Here is an 18,007-nt window from a genome sequence, read left to right as displayed (position 1 = left end):
CCGTTAGAAGTTGAAGTACAAAAATTCCGAAACGCCGCGCGTCTCGCTGATGGCGAGCAGAACCAGGCATAGGCCGAGCAGCGCACCGAGCAATGAGGCGCCCCAGCCGCGCGACAGGCGGGCCTCCAGCGGCAGGCGCAGGCCGGTGCCGATGCGCTGGTAGAGGTTGGGCAGGCCGAAGCAGACCAGGGCGCAGGCGGCCAGCCAGCCCAGACAGCTATCCAGGTCCATGGCGCGGTTCAGGCCAAGCGCCGTGTCGGCCATCGCGGCCGGCAGGGTGCCCCCCCCAAGCATGGCGCGCGTCAGCGCCAGCGCGACGTCGAGCGAGCCGGCGCGGAAGAAGACCCAGCCGAACACCACCGCGGTGAAGGTGGCCGCCGCGCCGCTGGCGCGCAGCAGCGCGCCGTCGCGGCCGCCGAGCAGGTGGCGCAGGGCGTGGTTGACGATCAGGTAGCCGCCGTGCAGGGCGCCCCAGACCAGGAAGGTCCAGTTGGCGCCGTGCCACAGCCCACCCAGCAGCATGGTGATGAACAGGTTCAGGTAGCGCTGCACCTGGCCCTTCTGGTTGCCGCCCAGCGGAATATAGAGGTAGTCGCGCAGGAAGGTCGACAGCGTCATGTGCCAACGGCGCCAGAATTCGATGATTGAGCCGGCCCGGTAGGGCGAGTTGAAGTTGATCGGGAGGATGATGCCGAACATATAGGACAGCCCATAGGCCATGTCGGAGTAAGCGGAAAAATCAAAATACAACTGGAAGGTGTAGGCCAGGGCGCCGGCCCAGGACTCGAGCATGCTGAGGTGGGCGTAGTGGACATCGAACACGGGGCCGACGAATTGCGCCACGCCGTCCGCCAGCACGACCTTCTTGAACAGGCCGGCGGTGAAGAACAGCATGCCGACGGTGATGCGGCCGCGGCTGAAACGGTGCGATTCGCGGTTGTCGAATTGCGGCATCATCTCCTTGTGGTGCAGGATGGGGCCGGCGATCAGGTGGGGGAAGTAGGTGACGAACAGGCCATAGTTCTCCGGCTTGGTCTCCTTGACCTTGCCCTGGCGGCAGTCCACCAGATAGGCGATTTGCGTGAAGGTGAAGAAGGAGATGCCGATGGGTAGGGCGAGGCCCAGCGGTGCGACGGGCAGGTGCAACAGCGTCGCCGCGCTGACGGCCAGGAAGTCGTAGTACTTGAACAGGATCAGCAGCCCGAGATTGCACGTCAGGCCGGCCACCAGCCAGCGGCGGGCGCGCAGCTCGTCGCCACTTTCCTTGGCGCGCGTGATGGCCGCGCCGGCGCCGAAGTTGGCGATGATGGAGGCGGCGAGCAGCGGCAGGAAGCTGATGTTCCAATAGCCGTAAAAGAAGACCGACATGGCGCACAGGAAGATGATGGAGGCGCGGATCGAGCGTCCCGACAGGAGAAAATACCCCAGCAGGGCCAAGGGCAGAAAGAACAGGAAGAACGGGAAGGAATTGAATAGCACGAGATGGTCTCAAGGAGTGGGCGTCGGGTGGCCGAGCCGAAGGTGCTTTCCGATTGGAAATATCACCGCCGGGCGGCGGCGCACGCGCGCGCCGCCGGCGGAGCCTTGGCGTGGCGGCGCGCGACTTAAAACGGGAAGCTGCCGCCCGTCGCGTGGTCGAGGAAGGCGCGGCGGCGCTTAACGATGTCGGTCTGGTTGCCGAACAGTCGCTTGGCTTCATGCAGCCAGGACTTGAGCAGGCGCAGCTTGGGGCGCATGCCGTCGACGTCGCTGACTTTGAGATACTGGCGCAATGCCGGCTGTTCGCGGAACAGTTCCTGGTAGCTGTTCTGGAAACGCGTCCCCCACGGCGCCAGCGCCGGTCCCCACGGTTTTCTCGGGCCGGTGAAGTGGATGATGGCGGGCGCGTATTGACGCTGCGCGTACAGGTCGGCGTAGGCCGAGTGGAAATTGTACTTGGGCGGAAAACTGATGATCTTGTCCTTGAACACCGCGTTGAGGGCGCTTTGGTCGTGCCGGATGCAGATTTCCGAATTATCGAAGAAGAACTTCAACGCCCTCGGCGCCGCCTCCGCCCAGGTCGCGCGGCGGAACGCCAGCACGCCGGCGTTGAAATAGGTGTCCTGACTCAGGTCGCCCAGGTTCTTCAGGTAGTTGTCCGGCGTCATGTTGTGCTGGCTCTGCGCCTGGTCCAACCAAGCGCTGCCGCGGCCGGCCAGGATTTTGCCGTCGGGAACGGTGTACTTGACCAGCGCGCTGACGTCGCCGACGATCTGCACGTCGCCGTCGATATAGATGATGTTCAGGTACTTCTCGTCGATGACGTCCTGTAGGGACAGGCGGGCGAGCGAGGTGACCGGGACATGGTTTTTATGGAAGTTGACGTTTGCCGGCGGTGCGAACAGTTCGTACGGCAAAGGTTCGAAGCGGATGTGCCGATTGCCGGCCTGGGCGCTCAGGTAGTCGACCAGCCCGGCCTCAATATTGACGGTGTAGATCACAATGTCGGCGAGGTGATGGATGTCTTGCTTCACCAGTTGCCTGGCCGCGACAAGCGACGGCACCAAAAAACCGATATCGGTCACGAACGTTACTAATCTATCCATCCATCGTTCCTTTCGTTAATATGGAGAAGCATCCATATTGCCCGGCTCCACAAGGCACCCGCGTCTTTTCGAGGCATGGGGCCGATTCAAAATTGTACTGCCGAATGCCGGACCCAAGGTCCGTCAACGATGTCATTATACTATGACGTCCCGGCAAGCGCATGGGCCGGGGGGAATCGTGCCGCCGCCGCGAATTTAGCGGACCGTCCGGTCGGTCCACGAAAACAGGCGGCCGATACCCCAGAGGCGCGACGCGCGGCGCGCGCCGAAGCGGTAGCGCATGGCGGGATGTTCGATCCAGCGGAAGGCCGCGTAGGCGGTGAGCACGAGAAGCGGCGTGATGCCGCAAATTACCAACCAGTAGCCTAAGCCGTCGAGTTGCCGCGCCAGGGGCAGGCCGAGAACGAAATGGAAGGTGCAGAAGAGGACGATGCCGTGCAACAGGTAGATCCCGTAGGCCATTTCGCCGAGCATGCGGGCGCTGCCCGACACCAGCGCGCCGAACAGGGTGTTGCCGGCGGCGATCAACGAGAACGCCAGGGACAGCGCGAGGATTGCCAGCGGGCGGTCAGGGAAACGATACAGCGTGACAACGCCGACGATGCTCAGGATGATCACGCAGGAGGCCAGTTTTCCGGTGGCAAAGGCGCGGAAGCGCGCTTGGCGCGCCAGCAGCGCGGCAGCCATTCCGCCGATAAAGAAGGCGTAGGGGAAGAGCGGCGTTTTGCCTGCCGCGACCAGGGCGGCGATCGTCAGCAGCGCACCCGCGCTGAACAGCAGGTAGGGCGGCGACGGCCGTTTCCCCGCGCTCAAAGCCAGCAGCGGCAACAGGAAGTAGAAGCCCCACTCGTAGGGCAGCGACCAACTCACGCCGGCAATGATCAGGTAGGTGTCCTTGACGCCGTTCAGGTCGGGCATGCCGAACTGGCTGAAACTTAGCCACTTCGCGGCGTCGAGCCCAATTTTCGCGGGTGAATCGACGAGTATGCCATTCGACATGAACCATACGATCGAAAACAAGATGATGATGGAAACCAAATACAGCGGTGCGATGCGCTTCACGCGGGAAGCGAAAAGTTTGCCCCAGTCGATTTCGGCATCCTTGCTGTCGAGAATTTTACTAAAGAACAAAAAAGCGGTGATCATGAAGAATAGCGCGACGCCGCTTTTTCCCATTTGCGTGTAGAGGTTCGACGGTGGCGCGGCCCAGGTCGTCGTGCGTGCGCGGTGGTCAGGGCGATCAGAAGCGCGGCAAGCGCGGGCAGTATATTGACTGGGTTCATTACGTTAATCACCTATTTGTACACTCTTGCGAGCTGTCGATGGTCACTGGCTGGGCGGGCGGGCGTACGCCGCGTGTGGATGTCGCGATAATGCAATACAATAAAACCAACACCCCCCCCTTGTTCGATAGCGCAGCGGATGTGACGCCGCCGCCAGCAGGGGCGGGCGTGCCGCGGCCGCCTGCCGGCGCCGGCAAAGGCGCTATAATCGGCGGCGCCCGCACACTTCCGTCGGCGGCTACCCACCTTGATAGGTTGAACCACTTGCGACAGCTATTTTTATTGCTCGTTTTTTTGGGCGCCTTGCCCGCCCCGGCTCAAGCTCAAGCTCAAGCCATGTCCACCCCGCTCCGTCTCGGCCCCGCCCAACTCGCCGTGGTGGTCAACGACGACGATGCCGATAGCGTCGAGATCGGCGAGTACTACCGGAAGGCGAGGGAGATTCCCCTCAAGAATATCGTGCATGTGCGCATACCCAACCGGCCGCGCAAGCTCGACGCCGAGCAGTTCGACAAGCTGAAGGCGCAGATCGACGCCCATCTGGGGCCGGAGATCCAGGCCGTGCTGATGGTCTGGACGGCGCCCTATGCGGTCGAGTGCAATTCGCTGACCTCGGCCTACAGCCTGGGACTCGATTCGGCCTTGTGCGCCAAACCCTGCGGCCCAAGCAAGCCCAGCGCCTACTACAACTCGAACTCGGCCCGGCCGCTGGCCGAGCACGGCATACGCCTGTCGATGCTGTTGCCGATCGCATCGGTGGAGGCGGCCAAGGCCTTGATCGACCGCGGCGTGTTGAGCAGCTTCCGGGCGCAGCCGGCGACCGCCTATTTCCTGCAAACGAGCGACGTCGCCCGCAGCAGCCGGGCGCGCTTCTTTCCGCGCTCGATGGAGCTGCCGCAAAAAAAGCTGACCATCAAGACCTTGCAGGCCGACAGCATCGAGTCGGTCGACGACGTGATGGTGTACCAGACCGGGCTGGCCGCCGTGCCCAAGTTGTCGACGCTGCGCTTTCGCCCCGGCGCGCTGGCCGACCACCTGACCTCGGTCGGTGGCGACCTGCTGGGCGAGCTGCAGATGAGCAGCTTGCGCTGGCTGGACGCCGGCGCGACAGCCAGTTACGGCACCGTCTCGGAGCCCTGCAATTATTGGCAGAAATTTCCCAATTCCATAGTGATGCTGAAGCACTACCTGGCCGGCGCCACGGCGATCGAAGCCTACTGGCGCAGCGTGGCCTGGCCGGCCCAGGGCGTGTTCATCGGCGAGCCGCTGGCGGCGCCGTACCGGGGTGGTCAGCGATAATTCCCTGTGGCAATTATTTCATACAAAAAACATAACACAGTTGATTGTATTATGCTATCATCGCGCCCAAGTGAGTAGCAATTCAATATGTCCCGGCATCCGGCCGGGGCAAATTATTCAGTTAAGGCAAGCATGAAAAAGAATTTCAACAACATCGCCGCAGCCCTGGTCTTCGCCGGCTCCGCGCTGGTCGCCCAAGCCGCCCAGGCCGCCCCGATCGACATCAGCCAACTGCCGGAAGCGGTGACCCTGGCCGCCGGTACCGCCCACTTCGACGACACCTTCGCCAACGGCAACGCCCACAACCTGTTCAACGACCAGTTCACCTTCACCACCACCGGTGTGAGCAATGTCGACATGATCCTGACCTCGATCAGCACCAAGGCCAGCAACGGCCTGGACCTGACCGGTTTCGCCCTGTACAACAGCAACAGCAACGCCATGGTCTTGAATGGCACCCAGCTCAAGACTGGCCTGCAGGACAAATGGACGCTGACGGTCAACTCGCTGGCGGCCGGTTCGTACTACTTCAAAGTGAGCGGCAATGTGGTTTCGGCCGCCGGCGGCGCTTTCGCCGGCAACGGCCACGTGCTGAGCGCGGTACCGGAAGCCGACACCTACGCCATGCTGCTGGCCGGCCTGGGCCTGCTGGGCGTGGTGGCACGCCGCCGCAGCAACGCGGCCTAAGTTCGACCTCCTTACTTTAGATAATCGGCGGACGCCACGGCGGCCGCCCTCACTTTCGGTGACACTATGCATAAATTGACCCAATCCCTGATCCTGGCCCTGGCCCTGGCCGGTTCCAGCATCGCCCACGCCGCCACCGACCTGAGCGCCGCGTCGGTCGACCTGACCGCCGACCTGCTGAGCTCGTCGTCGGCCGCCTTCGGCCAGACCATCCACCTGAGCAACGCGGCCGACGTCGGCGCCGTGAACAACTTCTTCATCGACAACTACACCTTCACCCTGTCGGGCGCCAACGACCTGTCCAGCCTGGTGACCTCGCTGATCGCCGCGCCGAACTCCGGCCTGATCATCACCGGCTTCAACCTGCTGAGCAATAACGCCGTGGTGCTGGCCGGCCAGCAGAACCTGGTCGACTTCGACGCCGCCGACCAGGCTTGGTCGTTCGACAGCACCCAGCCGCTGAACGCCGGCAGCTACACGCTGCAAGTGCGCGGCTACGCCGCCGACACCACCGCCGGCAGCTACAGCGGCAACATCGGCATCGCCGCCGCCGTGCCGGAACCAGAAACCATCGCCATGCTGCTGGCCGGCCTGGGTCTGATCGGCGTGGTCAGCCGTCGCCGCAAAGTGGCCGCCGCCGCTTAAGCCGTTCCCGCTCTGCAAAAAACGGAGGCCTCTGGCCTCCGTTTTTTTTTGACAACGTCGAGTCCGCTGTCTGTTTGGCGCCGCGTTGCCGGCCGATTTTTTCTCGTCTTGACGTAGGACTCATCCTACGCAACTTGCATGTCGGAACCATCTGTTGCTCCTTCCGCCGCACTCTCCTATGAGGGGTGGACGGGGTGGCGGCGGCCAGCGTAAATCATGCTTTCAGGATATATCCACAGGGAAATTCCACGCTCCTGCAGTGTTAATCTTTTCATTTTCGCCATGCTAGGATTGTTGGGCAGTATTCCATCAATCAGGGGCCGTCAACGGTCCCGACCATATTTTTTTGGGGGCAACATGAAAAAAATCCACTCCATGCTGGCGGTGCTCACCTTGGCCGGCGCCACCCTGGCACCCGTCGCCGCGCAGGCGGCCGACGTCAGCCAAGCGGCGCAGACCATCACCTTGACGGCGGGTACCAACTACTTCGGCCACTCCTTCGCGGGCGGCATCGGCGACACCTTCTCCGACCGTTACAACTTCACCACCAGCAGTTTCAGCAATTTGGGTTCGTTGGTCTCGGCCTTCAGCCCGACCATGCTCGACGACATCAAGATCAGCGGCCTGTGGCTGTACAACTCGGCCAACATGTCGCTGGGCGGCACCCAGGTGCTGGACGGCCAGGTCGACTTGTGGACGCTGGCGACCAGCCATCTGGCGGCCGACAGCTACTATCTGCTGGTCAAGGGCGAGCTGCTGTCGGCGTCGCCATCCAGCTACGCCGGCACGTTGACGGTGACGCCGGTGCCGGAACCCGAGACCTACGGCATGTTGTTGGCCGGCCTGGGCCTGGTTGGCTATCTGGCGCGCCGGCGCGGCGCCATCAAGGCGGCGTAGGCGGTAAGGGGCGCAGCATTACGCTAGCCCGGCGCTTGGCCCGGTGGCACCTTGGTGCCGCCGGGCCGTTTTTTTGCCGGCCCCGGCCATCGGTTTGCCGCTCCCTGCTTAGTCCGTTCGGACTAAAGCCCTGTCATCAAGTCGTCATTCGTGCCCGTTAATATGCAAATTGCAAGTTTGAATTCATTTTGTTAACAAACGCGAGCCGCAGCGGCCGCCGCGCCGTGCACGAGCACCCACTAGACGATCAGGACGCAACATGAAAAACACCCTTTCCCCGAACACCGCCCGCGGCATGGCGACGCCCGGTCGCCTGACCGTGATGGCGGCCCTGCTGGCCGGCCTGTGCGCCCCGGCGCTGGCCTCCGACGTGGTCATCAGCCAGGTCTACGGCGGCGGCGGCAACAACGGCGCCACCTACAAGAACGACTTCATCGAGCTGTTCAACCGTGGCGCCACGGCCGTCAACGTCAACGGCTGGAGCGTGCAGTACGCCAGCGCCAGCGGCGCCAGCTGGCAGAAGACCGCCTTGCCGAACATCACCCTGCAACCCGGCCAGTACCTGCTGGTGCAGCAGGCCGCCGGCACCGGCGGCAGCACCGCCTTGCCGACACCGGACGCCAGCGCCTCGATCGCCATGAGCGGCACCGCCGGCAAGGTGCTGCTGGCCAGCGTCAACACCGCCTTCAGCGGAACCAATCCGAGCGGCGCCACGGTCAAGGACCTGGTCGGCTTCGGCGGCGCCAACGGTTTCGAGGGCGCGCCGACGCCGCTGCTGAGCAACGCCACGGCGGCCCTGCGCAACGCCGACGGCTGCGCCGACACGGACAACAACCAGGCCGACTTCAGCGTGCTGGCGCCGACGCCGCGCAACAGCGCCTCGCCGTTGCACGCCTGCGGCGCGCCGTCGGCGCCACCGATCGTCGCCGCCTGCCCGGCGGCGCTGCAACTGGCCGCCGGCAGCGGCGGTTCGGCCGTGCTCGGCGCCAGCGACGCCGACGGCATCGTCAACAGCGCCAGCATCAGCGCCGGCGCCGTGCCGGGCATCAGCCTGGTCAACTTCATCGCCGCCTCCTCGGCCGGCGGCAGCGCCAGCGCCAGCCTGCAGGTGGCCGCCAACGTGGCGGTGGGCAGCTATCCGCTGACCATCCTGTTCGGCAACAACCAGTCGCAGAGCGCCAGCTGCGACGTCGCCGTGACGGTGCAGGCCGCCGCCGGCCTCAGCCATACGATCCCGCAGATCCAGGGCAGCGGCGCCAGCAGCCCCTACGCCGGCACCACGCAGACCACCGAGGGCGTGGTCACGCTGAAGGTGGGCGGCGGCTTCTTCATCCAGGACGCCAACGGCGACGGCGACCCGACCACCTCGGACGGCGTCTTCGTCTACACCGGCGCGGCGGCGTTCGCCGCCAACGTCGGCGACAAGGTGCGCGTCAGCGGCACCGTGTTCGAATACAAGCCGGGCGGCGCGACGCGCTCCTACACCGAACTGAAGGACGTCACCTCGGTGCTGGTGCAGAGCAGCGGCCACCAGGTCGTGCCGACCAACGTCGAGCTGCCGCACGCCGACCTGGGCCAGCTCGAGGGCATGCTGGTGCGCTTCGTGCGTCCGCTGACCATCGCGCAGACCGCCTTCCTCGGCGCCCGTGGCGAGCTGAGCCTCTCGTCCGGCCGCCTCGAGGTGCCGACCAACCGCTACCGTCCCGGCACGCCGGAGATGCTGGCCCTGGCCGCCGCCAACGAGCGCGACCTGATCGTCCTCGACGACGGCATCTTCGTCACGCCGAGCACCATCCCCTACATCGGCGCCGACAGCACGGTGCGCGCCGGCGACCTGGTCTCCAACCTGACCGGCGTGGTCGACTTCGGCGCCATCGGCGGCGGCGGCGCGGCCTTCAAGCTGCAGCCGAGCGAGGCGCCGCAGATCACCCGCGACAATCCGCGCACGGCCCATCCCGAACTGGCCGCCGGCAACGTCAAGGTGGCCAGCGCCAACGTGCTGAACTTCTTCACCACCTTCACCAACGGCAGCGACGTGAGCGGCGCGACCGGCCAGGGTTGCGCCCTGGGCAGCAGCGTCAGCAAGTCGAACTGCCGCGGCGCCGACAACCTGGCCGAGTTCGTCCGCCAGCGCGACAAGATCGTCAACGAGCTGAAGGGCATCGACGCCGACGTCTACGGTCTGATGGAGATCCAAAACAAGGGCGACTACTCGGTCACCTACCTGGTCGAGGCGCTCAACGCGGCCATCGGCGGCCTGCCGACCTACGCCGTGGTGCCCAAGCCGGCCAACACCGGCACCGACGCGATCCGCGTCGCGATGATCTACAAGCCGGCCAAGCTGAGCCTGGTGGGCGGCGCGCTGGCCGACGGCGACGCCGTCAACAACCGTCCGCCGATGGCGCAGACCTTCCGCGCCGGCAACGGCGAGAAGTTCTCCATCGTCGTCAACCACCTGAAGTCGAAGGGCGGTTGCACCACGGCCAGCGGGGCCGACGCCGACCTGAAGGACGGCCAGGCCTGCTGGAACGCCACCCGCGTGTTGCAGGCCAAGCGCTTGGTCAACAGCTTCGTGCCGCAGGTGGCCGCCGCCGCCGGCGATCCGGACGTGCTGCTGATCGGCGACTTCAACGCCCACGGCTTCGAGGACCCGATCGACGCCGTCACCAAGGCCGGCTTCGTCAACCAGCTCGAGCGCCACGTGCGGCCGAAGGCCCTGCCTTACTCCTACGTGTTCGACAGCGAGAGCGGCTACCTCGACCACGCCCTGGCCAGCGCCGCGCTGGACCGCCAGGTGGTCGACGCCACCGAGTGGCACATCAACGCCGACGAGCCGACCGTGATCGACTACAACACCGACGGCAAGCCGCAGGACTTGTACAACGCGCTGCCGTACCGCGCCTCCGACCACGACCCCGTGGTGGTCAGCCTGAACCTGCAGCCGGCCTACAGCGACGTCACCGCCTCGCTGCGCAGCAGCGCCTCGGCGCTGGTGTTCAACCGCGCCAGCGGCAAGTTCAGCGGCACGTTGAGCATCAGCAACAGCGGCGCGGGCGCCTTGAGCGGCCCGTTCCAGGTGCGGTTCGACGGCCTGGCCGCCGGCGTCGTGCTGGTCAACGCCAGCGGCAGCCACAACGGCGCGCCCTACATCAGCGTCGACGCCGCCACCCTGGCGCCCGGCGCCACCCTGACCCTGCCGCTGAGCTTCAGCCGCAGCGGCAGCGCCAATATCGGCTACACCACCACCGTCTTCAGCGGTAAATTCTAAGGAAACATGATGTTCGCACACACCACCTCCCTGACCCTGCGCCGCAGCCTGCTGGCGCTGGCCCTGTCCGCCCTGGCCGGCGCCGCCTCGGCCGACGTGCTGCACGTCGAGCTCGACACCAGCGGCTTCGGCCCGCTGAGCTGGATCGACCTGCAGTTCAATCCAGGCAACATGAACGGCGTCGTGCTGGCCGAGGTCGCCCTGTCGCACCTGAGCGGCTTCGACGCCAGCCTGGCGCCCGAACTGATCGGCGACGTCACCGGCTCGGCGGCCAGCGGCTTCCACTTCGCCAACACCACCTCGTGGAACGACCTGTTCCACGCCGTGCGCGGCAAGGTCAGCTTCGACGTCACCTTCAGCGGCCTGGCCGATCCCTCGTTCAACTCGATCCAGTCGGCCTTCAGCGTCTCGCTGTACGGCGCCGACAAGGCCACCCTGCTGGGCAACGCGGCCGCCGACGGCAGCCTGCTGCGCTTGGACTGGACGCCGTCGGCCGTGGCCGGCGGCAAGGGCAGCGTCAGCACCGGCTACCTGGACGGCGCCAACGTCAGCGTCAGCGCCGTGCCGGAACCGTCGAGCTGGCTGATGTTGGGCGCCGGCTTGGCCATGCTGGGTGGCGCCGTGCGCCGCCGCAACAAGGCCGCGCTGCCGGCGGCCTGAATGGCTTGACGCCGGCCGTGCCGTGCGCCCTTGCGGCGCCGGTGCGGCGGCCATGAACACCGCCTTTCCCGCGTGGAGGGCGGTGTTTTTTTCGCCGTCGCCGCCGGCATGGGGATTTATATCGGCAAGCTCTAAATGGCTTAATAAAATCATATTAGTCATACAAATAACGTTGATGCATAGTTAAAAATGCCACCAACGTTATAGGAATCGCCCGGATGCCAGCCTCTACCGCCAGCGCACTGGTTCTCGTCGTCGACGGCGAGCCGGCCGTGCAAGAATTGATCGCGCAAAACCTGGCCATGGCTGGCCACCGCGCCACGCCCGCCGCCAGCGCCGAGAGCGCCCTGCTGTTGCTCGAGCAGACCCTGCCGGACCTGTTGCTGCTCGACTGGGAGCTGCCCGGCCAGTCCGGCCTGGCGCTGCTGCGCCGCCTGCGCGCGCAGGCGCGCACGCGCCAGCTGCCGATCATCATGGTGACGGCGCGCGCCGCCGAGCAGGACAAGATCCTGGCGCTGGAAAGCGGCGCCGACGACTATCTGACCAAGCCCTTCAGTCCGCGCGAGTTGCTGGCCCGCATGCACGCGCTGCTGCGCCGGCGCCAGCCGGACGCGGCGGCCGACACGCTGCAGATGGCCGGCCTGCGGCTCGATCCGGCCACCTTGCGGGTGACGGCCGGCGCGCGCCAGTTGGCGCTGGGGCGGCTCGAGTTCAAGCTGCTCAACTTCCTCATGCACCATCCGGAGCGGGTCTACAGCCGCGCCCAGCTGCTCGACCAGGTCTGGGGCTGCGACGCCGCGCTCGACGAGCGCACCGTCGACACCCATGTCGGCCGGCTGCGCAGCGCGTTGCAGCCCAGCGGCCACCAGGAGCACATCGAAACCGTGCGCGGCAGCGGCTACCGCTTCGTCGCCTGGGGCCGCGCCGGCGGCGGGGCGGCGCGCTGCTAGCCATGGAACAACTGATTATTCTGAGCACCCTGGAGCAGGAGCACCTGCTGCACGCGCTGGAGGCGGCCGTGCGCATCACCGAGCCGCGCCAGTTTTTCTTGTGGAGCCAGGGCCAGTTGCAGGCCCTGCTGCCGCACCAGATGTTGGTGTGCCTGCAGTTCGACGCCGAGCAGCGCTTGAGCTACCACAGCTGCCTGCACAGCCGGGTGTTCGACGCGGCGCTGCGCGCCCGCCTGGCCGGCGCCGAGGACGGCTTGGCCGTGCGCCTGGCGCGCCACTGCCGCCAGGGCGCGGCGCTGCCGGCCATGCTCGACGCGGCGCGGCCGGCGCCCGACGCCACCTTGGCGGCGCTGCAGGACGAGGCGCGCCGGCTCGGTTTCGACAACGTGCTGTTGCACGGCACCGAGCAACTGGCCGGCGGCGCCAGCTTCTTCGCCCTGTTCGGCCTGCCGCACCGGCTGCGCGGGCGCGACGCCTACTTCCTCGAGCTGTTGCTGCCGACCTTGCATTTGAGCTTGCAGCGGCTGGCCCGCTGCGCCGCCGCGCCGGCCGACGCCGGTCCGCGTCCGCTCAGCGGGCGCGAGGTGCAGATCCTGTACTGGGTGAGGGAGGGCAAGAGCAACGACGAGATCGGCCAGATCCTCGGCATCAGCGGCTTGACGGTGAAGAACCATCTGCAGCGGCTGTACCGCGTGCTGGGCGTCAGCAACCGCACCCATGCGATCGCCCGCTGCATGGCGCTGCGCCTGTTGGCGCCGGCGCCGCCGGCCATCGCCCGCGCCGCCTGAGCGCGCCGCCTTTTTTGGCGGCGGCCGAAGGCAAGGGCCGGCGGCGAGTATCGAGGGTCAGACCCTAGGGTCTGACCCTGGTTTGGCGCATTGGGCTGCTCCCGGCGCCGTGCATTCGCGGCACCGGGATTCCTGCAGCCTACTTGCCCTGGTCGCTAGGCGCGCTGCGGGCCACGGCCGGCGGCAGTGGCAGGGCGTTGTTGGTTTGCACCAGCAATACCGTGGTGTCGAGCAGCGTGTTGGCCGGGTCGATGTACTGCACGCCGCCATAGTAGCGCTGGCCGGCGGCCAGGCCGCTCCAACTGAGGTTGACCGAGGCGGTGCCGCCCGAGTAGACCTTGCCCGGACCCATCGCCTTCAGGTTGCCGCCCACGTCGGCGCGGCCGACGATCGCCGACGACAGCGTGAAGTCGCTCGACGTCCCGTTGGCGGCGGCGTAGCCGATCACGCACAGCTTGTAGTTGCCGGCCGGCGGGTTGGCCAAGACGATGGCCTCGTTCGAGCCGCCGTGCAGGCTGGAGGCGACGATCTGGCCGGCGTCCGACAGCAGCGCCATGTCGAGGTCGTCGCCGCCGTTGCTGGCGGTGTCGCGGTCGAAGGTCTCGAAGGCGGCGACCACGGCCTGCGCCGGCACGCTGAACGGCTGGACGTGGACGCCGCTGCCGGCGGCGTTGCAGGCGTCGGCGATCTGCTCGAGCGTGTCGACCGAGCCGCTGGCGGCCTGGGCGACGTTGAGCAGGGCGCTGCGGTTGACCGCCTTCAGGCCGCCGCTGGCCAGGCCGAGGCGGCCGGCGAAGCCGCTGGTGATGCTCAGCGTGCGGCTGCCGCTGGCGCGGTCGCTGCCCACCAGGGCCGGCGCGCTGAGCGGCTTGCCGCTGCGCGCGGTGACCGGGCTGTTGACGACGTGGCTGCCGTCGGTCCAGCTCAGCTTGCCGTACTGCCAGACGTTGTCCGGCGCGCCGTTGCGGCTCAGCGACACCGTGAAGGCCTTGGTCTGGCCGGGCGCCAGGCTCAGGCTGTTCGGCGCCACCACGGCGTTGTAGCCGGGCACGCTGATGCTGGCGTGGTAGGTGGCGGCGCTGGCGCCGACATTGGTGACGGCGCGGTTGACCACCGCCGTGCCGAGCACGTTGCCGACGGTGATGGAGGCCAGGTTCAGGTTGTAGCCGGCGATGCTGCCGCTGCCGCATTCGCCCGCCATGCCGGCGCCGCACATGTATTTTTTGAAGTCGGCCTGGCCGGCGTCGTACACCAGGCCGGGATCGGCCGCGCCGTTCGGGTTGATGTGGCCGGCGCCCTGGCCCCAGGGCAGCACGCCCCGTTCCATGCCGGCCAGGCCGTCGGGGAAGGTCATGCTGCCCGAGGTCATCAACGCCGACTTGATGGCGGCCGGCGACCAGGTGGGGTGTTGCTGGCGCAGCAGGGCGGCGACGCCGGCCACGTGCGGGCTGGCCATCGAGGTGCCCTGGTACAGGCCCCAGTTGGGCGGCGGCACCAGCGTGCCGTTGATCACGTCGGCCTTCTGCGCCGGCGTCAGCTTGGGCGACAGGCCGGCCAGGATCTCGACGCCGGGGGCGGCGAGGTCGGGCTTGAGCACGTTGGCGTCGAACAGGTTCGGCCCGCGCGAGGAGAAGGCGGCCACCACCGGCGCCGGCGTGGCGCCGATGCCGATGCTGAACACGCCCAGCGCGGCGCTGGCGGCGGGCGCCGCGGCGTAGGCCTTGACGGCGGCGCCGTCGGCGCTGCTGAGGTGGATGGTGGGCACCGAGTGGACCTCGGCGACCAGGCCGGCGCCGTTGTCGACCAGCACCATGCCGGCGCCGCCGGCCTGCAGCACGGCCAGGCTCTTGTCGACCCGGTCGTTGCTGCCGCGCACGCAGGTGACCACCTTGCCGGCCACCTTGGCCGGGTCGAGCGCCGCCGTGCCGCCGTTCCAGGCGGCGCTGTAGCACAGGCGCAGCGCGTCGGCGCCGGCGCCGGCCAGGCCGGCGTCCTCGGAGCGGACGATGGGCTTGGCCGGCAGCGCGCTGGTGTTGAGCGAGGCGCCGGTGTAGCTGGCGCCGTTGCCCAGCGACAGGGTGGCCTTCATCAGCCGGTTGTGGGTCGAGGCGGCCACCGTGGTCAGCCACGGGCTCAGGTGCGACACGGTGTTGGCCGGGCCGTCGTTGCCGGCCGAGGCGGCGACGAACACGCCGGCGTTGGCGGCGTGCAGGAAGGCCTGCTCGACCGGGTCGTTGATGGTGTCGCTGCCGCCGATCGAGTAGTTGAGCACGTGGGCGCCGTCGAGCACGGCGCGCTCGATCGCCGCCACGCTGTCGCCGCCCCAGCAGCTGTTCTTGGCGCCGGTGGCCTTGGTGGCGTCGTCGTACGACCAGCACACCTTGTACATCGCCACGCGGGCGCGCGGCGCCATGCCCGAGGCCTTGCCCATCGGAATGCCGTGGACCAGGGTGGCGACGCCGGTGTTGCCGCCGGCGGTGGTCGAGGTGTGGGTGCCGTGGCCGCCCTCGCCGACGCCGTCGCCCAGCGAGTCGCGCGGCGAGGCGAAGTCCGACCAGTGGCGGCTGCGGCCGGTGGAGAGGAAGGCGGCGTCGAAGAAGCGCGCGCCGATCAGCTTGTTGTTGCAGTTGGCCGGGCCGAAGCCCTCGCCGCTGTCGCAGGCGCCGTGCCAGTTCAGCGGCGCGGTATAGGCCAGCGTGCCGCTGTTGTCGAAGGTCGGCGTGCCGTTGCCGTCGACGCGGTCGGCGTAGGCCGGGTTCTCCGGCCAGACGCCGCCGTCGATGATGCCGATGACGACGTTCTCGCCGGCGTGTTCCTTGCCGCCCAGCTGGCTCCACAGGCCGCCCGGCTGGTCCAGGCCGAGGAAGCTCGGGGTGTAGCTGGTCTGCAGCGCGCGCGGCGTGTCGGCCACCACGCTGGCGACGGCGCTGTTGGCCTTCAGTTGCTGCGCCTCGCCGTCGGTGAGCAGGGCGGCGAAGCCGTTGAGCACCACCTTGTAGTCGTACAGGATGGGCGCGGCGGCCACCACGGCCTTGACGGCGCTCTGCTTCTGGCCCAGGTAGTCGCTGTACAGCCGGACGTCGGCGGCGGCCAGGTTGAGGCGCTGGCCGGCCGTCGGCTGGGTCGCCTTCAGGCCGACGACGCCGCCGGTGTAGGAGGCGACCGGTTGGTCGGCCAGTTGGATGATGTAGGGGCGGCGGGCTTGCTCGGCATGGGCGCACAGCGCCATGCCGGACAACAACAGCAGCACCGCTGCGCGGACGGGACGGAGTTTCATGGATGGTTTCCTTGTCGGGCGGGGAGGTCGGTGGGGGCGGGGCGCGGCTCAGGCGGCGCGGCGGCGGCGGACGGCGGCCAGGCCGAGCAGGCCGGCGCCCAGCATCAGCCAGCTCGACGGTTCGGGCACGGCGGAGACGTTCAGGTTGTCGAGGGCGAACTGGCCTTTGTTGGTCTGGAAGGCGTTGCAGTTGCCGCCGGCGTTGCAGGTGAAGGCGAACAGGTCGATCGCGACGAACTGTTTGGCGCCGAAGGCGGCGCTGGTGGTGTAGTGGCCGAAGGCGAAGCCGTTGGCGCCGGGGCCGGCCAGCTGGTAGTCCTCGTAGACGTAGCTGCCGTCGGCGAAGCTGCCCTGGATGCGCAGCAGGCCGGCGACGGCCGGGTAGACGCCGCCCACCGTGGCGCCGATGAAGCTGGCGTCGAACGAGTGCAGGCGGAAGGTCTGCTGCGGCACGCTGCGGGTGATCTCCAGCACGCCGTCGTTGAGGCCGGCGTAGTAGTGGCTGGCGCTGGACGGGCACATCAGGTTGAAGCAGCTGCCCGGGTCGCTACCGTCGTTGATGGTGCCGACCAGGTCGCCGTCGAGGGCGTCGGAGGCGGCGGAGTAGCCGGCCAGGTCGAAGCCGGCCTGCTGGAAGAATTCGTTGTGGCCGACCCCGCCCACGCCCAGGTTCTCGAAGTCGATCACGGCGGCCTGCGCGGCCGGCAGCGCCGCCAGGCTGGCGGCGGCCAACACGGTGCGGCGGAGCAGTTGCTGCAAAGTGCGTTTCATAATTCTACCTTTTTTGATGGTGACATCCCGATGCTGTCGATATGGCCGCCTCGCGGCGGCTTGCCCTTTCAACCAGAACGCTGTCATGGTTGTCAATAAGTGTAGCAATCTGAATAATAAAATGGCAAAAGATTTAACGTTTAATATTTGCATTGAGTGTGTCGATTCCAAAGCAAATTTTGTCCGCGCTGGGAGGGAGGGGGCCGGCCGGAGCGAACCCGGCTGTACAAAAAATGCCACATTGTTGAAAAAAATCAAACGCCGCCGGTGGCTTGCGGTAAGCTACCGGAGCACGGACCGACGGCCGGGCTTGAAAGAAAATGTTGTTGTAACCGCAAACCGCGTGGTAGCCTCTCGACCACGCGCACGCCGCCCCTCGCGGCGTGCTTTACCTATGGCAGCGCGCCAGCTTGAACAAGGAGTCGGTAGGATGCAAGTGGCACAGAAACACCGCAGCATGGGGCCGCGCGCCGCCGGCTTCACCCTGCTTGAATTGCTGGTGGTGATCGTCATCATCGGCCTGCTGGCCGCCTATGTCGGGCCGAAGTACTTCGCCCAGCTGGGCAAGTCCGAGGTGACCATCGCCAAGGCGCAGATCGAGGCCTTCGAGAAGTCGCTCGACACCTTCCGCCTCGACGTCGGCCGCTATCCGAGCACCGAGGAGGGGCTGGGCGCGCTGCAGGTGGCGCCCGCCACGGCCGGCGCCAAGTGGAACGGCCCGTACATGAAAAAGAGTGTGCCGCCCGATCCGTGGGGCCACGCCTACCAGTACAAGGCGCCCGGCAGCAAGGCCGAGTTCGAAATCCTCTCGCTGGGCCGCGACGGCAAGCCGAACGGCACCGGCGAGGACGCCGACATCAGCTCGCAATAATCCGCGCCGCCCCATTGCGATCCCAG

General features: G+C 67.0%; 14 protein-coding genes. 9 read left to right on the top strand and 5 right to left on the bottom strand.

Going from position 1 to position 18,007, the window contains the following annotated elements; genetic code table 11:
* Window positions 1-3: 3 nt before the first annotated feature.
* The 3 genes from QC826_RS21315 to QC826_RS21305 all read right to left on the bottom strand — a co-directional run bounded on the left by QC826_RS21315 (window position 4) and on the right by QC826_RS21305 (window position 3,761).
* Window positions 4-1,479 (bottom strand): MBOAT family O-acyltransferase, encoded by a 1,476-nt coding sequence (locus QC826_RS21315; RefSeq protein ID WP_279762325.1) that lies wholly within the window; start codon window positions 1,477-1,479, stop codon window positions 4-6.
* 125 nt (window positions 1,480-1,604) lie between these two features.
* Entirely contained in the window at window positions 1,605-2,585 is a 981-nt protein-coding gene (locus QC826_RS21310; RefSeq protein ID WP_279762324.1) for a glycosyltransferase family 8 protein, read from the bottom strand.
* Between the two features lie 195 nt (window positions 2,586-2,780).
* A complete protein-coding gene (locus tag QC826_RS21305) occupies window positions 2,781-3,761 on the bottom strand; it encodes an acyltransferase family protein (protein ID WP_279762323.1) in 981 nt (326 codons plus the stop codon).
* A 443-nt stretch (window positions 3,762-4,204) separates the two neighbouring features.
* Here QC826_RS21305 and QC826_RS21300 point away from each other — a divergent pair, with 443 nt between their 5' ends.
* From QC826_RS21300 to QC826_RS21265, 8 genes are all read left to right on the top strand, one after another.
* Window positions 4,205-5,167 (top strand): TIGR03790 family protein, encoded by a 963-nt coding sequence (locus QC826_RS21300; RefSeq protein WP_279762322.1) that lies wholly within the window; start codon window positions 4,205-4,207, stop codon window positions 5,165-5,167.
* A 132-nt stretch (window positions 5,168-5,299) separates the two neighbouring features.
* Window positions 5,300-5,854: an FxDxF family PEP-CTERM protein gene (locus QC826_RS21295; RefSeq protein ID WP_093386420.1), complete on the top strand. Its 555-nt coding sequence runs from the start codon at window positions 5,300-5,302 to the stop codon at window positions 5,852-5,854.
* A 66-nt stretch (window positions 5,855-5,920) separates the two neighbouring features.
* Window positions 5,921-6,499, top strand: coding sequence for an FxDxF family PEP-CTERM protein (locus tag QC826_RS21290; protein WP_279762321.1), 579 nt, complete (start codon window positions 5,921-5,923; stop codon window positions 6,497-6,499).
* Window positions 6,500-6,856: 357 nt separating this feature from the next.
* On the top strand, window positions 6,857-7,396 hold the full coding sequence (locus tag QC826_RS21285) for an FxDxF family PEP-CTERM protein (protein WP_093386443.1): 540 nt from the start codon (window positions 6,857-6,859) through the stop codon (window positions 7,394-7,396).
* A 259-nt stretch (window positions 7,397-7,655) separates the two neighbouring features.
* Window positions 7,656-10,664: an ExeM/NucH family extracellular endonuclease gene (locus QC826_RS21280; protein ID WP_279762320.1), complete on the top strand. Its 3,009-nt coding sequence runs from the start codon at window positions 7,656-7,658 to the stop codon at window positions 10,662-10,664.
* Between the two features lie 6 nt (window positions 10,665-10,670).
* Window positions 10,671-11,324, top strand: a complete 654-nt coding sequence (locus QC826_RS21275; RefSeq protein ID WP_279762319.1) for an NF038129 family PEP-CTERM protein — start codon at window positions 10,671-10,673, stop codon at window positions 11,322-11,324.
* A gap of 218 nt (window positions 11,325-11,542) precedes the next feature.
* Entirely contained in the window at window positions 11,543-12,274 is a 732-nt protein-coding gene (gene phoB / locus QC826_RS21270; protein ID WP_279762318.1) for a phosphate regulon transcriptional regulator PhoB, read from the top strand.
* Between the two features lie 2 nt (window positions 12,275-12,276).
* On the top strand, window positions 12,277-13,062 hold the full coding sequence (locus QC826_RS21265) for a LuxR C-terminal-related transcriptional regulator (protein ID WP_279762317.1): 786 nt from the start codon (window positions 12,277-12,279) through the stop codon (window positions 13,060-13,062).
* A 139-nt stretch (window positions 13,063-13,201) separates the two neighbouring features.
* On the opposite strand, the gene QC826_RS21260 is transcribed toward QC826_RS21265, so the two are convergent.
* Both QC826_RS21260 and QC826_RS21255 read right to left on the bottom strand, forming a co-directional pair.
* Complete coding sequence (locus tag QC826_RS21260; protein ID WP_279762316.1) at window positions 13,202-16,339, bottom strand: S8 family serine peptidase; 3,138 nt, start codon at window positions 16,337-16,339, stop codon at window positions 13,202-13,204.
* Between the two features lie 48 nt (window positions 16,340-16,387).
* Window positions 16,388-17,110 carry an NF038120 family PEP-CTERM protein gene (locus QC826_RS21255; protein ID WP_279762315.1) on the bottom strand — a complete coding sequence of 241 codons (723 nt, stop codon included), beginning with the start codon at window positions 17,108-17,110 and terminating at the stop codon, window positions 16,388-16,390.
* 430 nt (window positions 17,111-17,540) lie between these two features.
* Here QC826_RS21255 and gspG point away from each other — a divergent pair, with 430 nt between their 5' ends.
* Window positions 17,541-17,981, top strand: a complete 441-nt coding sequence (gene gspG / locus QC826_RS21250; RefSeq protein WP_279762314.1) for a type II secretion system major pseudopilin GspG — start codon at window positions 17,541-17,543, stop codon at window positions 17,979-17,981.
* Window positions 17,982-18,007: the final 26 nt, after the last annotated feature.

The sequence above is a fragment of the Rugamonas sp. DEMB1 genome (assembly GCF_029834475.1).
GTDB lineage: Bacteria > Pseudomonadota > Gammaproteobacteria > Burkholderiales > Burkholderiaceae_D > Rugamonas > Rugamonas rubra.
Note: the sequence above shows the minus strand (reverse complement) of the source record. Positions and strands in the feature narration are given on the sequence as shown.

Coding starts and splice junctions, on each gene's coding strand:
- QC826_RS21310 (WP_279762324.1), bottom strand. CDS start 2,585: ATGGATAGATTAGTAACGTTCGTGACCGATATCGGTTTTTTGGTGCCG.
- QC826_RS21305 (WP_279762323.1), bottom strand. CDS start 3,761: ATGGGAAAAAGCGGCGTCGCGCTATTCTTCATGATCACCGCTTTTTTG.
- QC826_RS21300 (WP_279762322.1), top strand. CDS start 4,205: ATGTCCACCCCGCTCCGTCTCGGCCCCGCCCAACTCGCCGTGGTGGTC.
- QC826_RS21295 (WP_093386420.1), top strand. CDS start 5,300: ATGAAAAAGAATTTCAACAACATCGCCGCAGCCCTGGTCTTCGCCGGC.
- QC826_RS21290 (WP_279762321.1), top strand. CDS start 5,921: ATGCATAAATTGACCCAATCCCTGATCCTGGCCCTGGCCCTGGCCGGT.
- QC826_RS21285 (WP_093386443.1), top strand. CDS start 6,857: ATGAAAAAAATCCACTCCATGCTGGCGGTGCTCACCTTGGCCGGCGCC.
- QC826_RS21280 (WP_279762320.1), top strand. CDS start 7,656: ATGAAAAACACCCTTTCCCCGAACACCGCCCGCGGCATGGCGACGCCC.
- QC826_RS21275 (WP_279762319.1), top strand. CDS start 10,671: ATGATGTTCGCACACACCACCTCCCTGACCCTGCGCCGCAGCCTGCTG.
- phoB (WP_279762318.1), top strand. CDS start 11,543: ATGCCAGCCTCTACCGCCAGCGCACTGGTTCTCGTCGTCGACGGCGAG.
- QC826_RS21265 (WP_279762317.1), top strand. CDS start 12,277: ATGGAACAACTGATTATTCTGAGCACCCTGGAGCAGGAGCACCTGCTG.
- QC826_RS21260 (WP_279762316.1), bottom strand. CDS start 16,339: ATGAAACTCCGTCCCGTCCGCGCAGCGGTGCTGCTGTTGTTGTCCGGC.
- QC826_RS21255 (WP_279762315.1), bottom strand. CDS start 17,110: ATGAAACGCACTTTGCAGCAACTGCTCCGCCGCACCGTGTTGGCCGCC.
- gspG (WP_279762314.1), top strand. CDS start 17,541: ATGCAAGTGGCACAGAAACACCGCAGCATGGGGCCGCGCGCCGCCGGC.